This window comes from Frankia sp. CeCAU1 (assembly GCF_977971845.1).
Genome location: NZ_CDWWXA010000041.1, coordinates 33998 through 36102 on the forward strand (window position 1 = coordinate 33998; position 2105 = coordinate 36102).

Genomic DNA, 2105 nt, shown 5'->3' on the forward strand with positions numbered 1-2105 from the left:
GCTGCGGTGATCTGCGGGGTAAAGCCGACATACCAGGCGGCAGAGAACTCGTCGGTGGTGCCGGTCTTGCCCGCCGAGGGGCGGTCGATGGCCGCCTTGGTCCCGGTCCCGTGGAGCGGGACGCCGGCGAGCACGCTGGTCACGGTGTCGGCGACACCCTTGGCGAGTACCTGTTCGCACTGCGGCGGCTGGGCGATGTCGATCGGGTCGTGGCTGGAGTCGACGGCCCCGGTGGCGAAGCGGGGCGTGCAGCGCACCCCGCCGCCGGCGATCGTCGCGTAGGCGTCGGCCATCTGCAACGGGGAAACGTACATGTACTGGCCGCCACCGATGGCGGTGGCCCCGTCGGTGGAGCCGATCTTGTCCGCCTTCGGCGGTGTGACGCCTAGGCGTTTGGCCATCTCCAGGACCGCCGGGATGCCGGTCTTCTCCGCGAGCTGCACGTAGAAGGTGTTCACCGAGTCCCAGGTGCCCTTGGGGATGTCGTAGATGCCGGCCTCGGCGGGATCGGAGTTCGAGAAACCCCTGGGGCAGTCGCCCTCACCGCGGTCCAACGGGAACTTCTTGCTCTCGTAGCAGGCCGGGGAGTAGAAGGCCGTCGAGGTGCCGTAGCCCTGTTCGAGCGCGGCGGCGAGCACGAAGGTCTTGAACGTCGACCCGGGCTGGAAGGTGGCGTTGGTCGGTAGCGGCACCACCGTCTGGTTGGCGGCTGTGTTCGAGCCGTACACCCGGTTCACTGCCATGGCGAGGATGTTGCCGGTACCGGGCTGGATGACGACCTCGGTCGCCGACACCCGGTTGCTCGGCGATATGGTCGAGTTGACGGCGTCCTGCGCCGCCTGCTGCACTAGTGGGTCGAGAGTGGTCCTGATGACCAGGCCGCCCTCGTAGATGCGTCGGTTGCGTTCCTCCAGGGTGGAACCGAGCGCCGGGCTCGCCCGCAGCTGGGAGCGCACGTAGTCGCAGAAGAACGGCGCCGACGACGTCTCGCAGGAGTCCGCGGCTGGCGGCGGGGCTTTCACGACGTTCAGCGGCAGCTGCTTCGCCGCCTCCGCCTGGGTGGTGGAGACGTACCCCTCGGCGGCCATCTTGTCCAGCACGGTGTTGCGCCGGGCCAGCGCGGCCTCCGGGTGAGCTGCGGGGTTGTACCGGGACGGACTCTGCACGAGCCCGGCTAGCAGCGCCGCCTGTTCGAGGGTGACCTGGGAGATGGGCACCCCGAAGTAGTGCTCGGCGGCGGTGCCGATCCCGTACGCGCCGTCACCGAAATACGCGATGTTGAGGTAGCGCTCCAGGATTTCGTCCTTGGAGAACCGCTTCTCGATGTCCAGGGCGTACCGGAGCTCCTGGATCTTGCGGTCCAGGGAGTCCCCGGCCGCGACCTCTCGCTCCCGCGTGGTGCGGGCGTTCTGCAGCAGCACGTTCTTGACGTACTGCTGAGTCAGCGTCGAACCGCCCTGAGCGACTCCGCCGGCCTCGCTGTTGCGCAGCGCGGCGCGGAAGACGCCCTGTGGGTCGACGCCGCCGTGCTTGTAGAAGCGGGCGTCCTCGATCGAGACGATCGCCTCGCGCATGATCTTCGGGATCTCGTTGCCGGGCACGACGATGCGGTTCTCGGCCCCGCGCAACGTGGCAATCACTGATCCGTCGGCGGCCAGAATCGTCGAACTCTGCGGCAACGGAGGTGTGACGAGCTCGGCGGGCAGCCCGAGGAAGTGGTCCGCGCTTTCCTTGGCGAACAGGCCGACCGCACCGACGAACGGCAGGGACAACAACGAGACGACCAGCCCCAGAACGATCGCCGTCAGCCCCATCTTCTTCAGGACCCGACGGCGGTTCACGGGCGGACGGGGGGTGAGCGGCCTACCCGCTCCACCGGCCCCGGCCCCGGCCGCGCTGGCCCCGGCCACGCCGGCTGCGGCCGGACCGTCGCCCGTGCCGCCGGGGGAGCGACGCGCGGAAGCGCCGTCGTCCGCATAGGTGACGCCGCTCGTCACGTTGCCCGGCCTGGCGGATCGGGACGGCCTGGCGGATCGGGACGGCCTGGCGGATCGGGACGGCCTGGCGGATCGGGGCGATGCGGCGGATCGGGGCGGGGCGGGGGC

The 2105-nt window shown here is 69.8% G+C and carries 1 protein-coding gene; it reads right to left on the reverse strand.

Features of this window, described 5'->3' with window-relative positions; genetic code table 11:
- Positions 1-1814: transglycosylase domain-containing protein (locus AC08OO_RS10000; protein ID WP_476618442.1), on the reverse strand; the 1814-nt coding region annotated here is incomplete at its 3' end.
- Positions 1815-2105: the final 291 nt, after the last annotated feature.